This is a genomic window from Bacillus cereus group sp. BfR-BA-01382 (assembly GCF_022663475.1).
Taxonomy (GTDB): domain Bacteria; phylum Bacillota; class Bacilli; order Bacillales; family Bacillaceae_G; genus Bacillus_A; species Bacillus_A thuringiensis_S.
In genome coordinates, this window is record NZ_JAKUFQ010000294.1 from 1 (window position 1) to 423 (window position 423).

Below are 423 nucleotides of genomic sequence, written 5' to 3' on the forward strand. Positions count from 1 at the left end.
TCCTGTTGGACCCGTTGCAGAACCAGTCGGACCGGTTATCCCAGTTGATCCGGTTGATCCAGTTGGACCTGGATCCCCTTGTAAACCAGTTGCCCCTGTCGGACCGATTACACCTTGCACTCCTTGGATTCCTTGAGAACCGGTTGGACCTACCTGCCCCATTTCTCCCTGGGGACCTTGTAAACCTTGAACACCAGTTTCCCCTTGTGGCCCCATTGGCCCCTGTTCCCCTTGGATTCCTTGAGAACCTGTTGGGCCTGTTGGACCAATTAGACCCTGTATTCCTTGTATTCCTGTTATACCTTGTAAACCACTACTTCCTAAATTACCTTGAACACCTTGTATACCAGTATTTCCAGTCGGACCTGTTGGACCATTGTCCCCTTGCACTCCTTGTATACCTTGTATTCCTGTTGGACCTGT

1 pseudogene is annotated in these 423 nt (G+C 50.6%); it reads right to left on the reverse strand.

The window, feature by feature from the left end:
* Positions 1-423, reverse strand: a pseudogene (locus tag MR160_RS34005) (collagen-like protein); the annotation flags it as partial.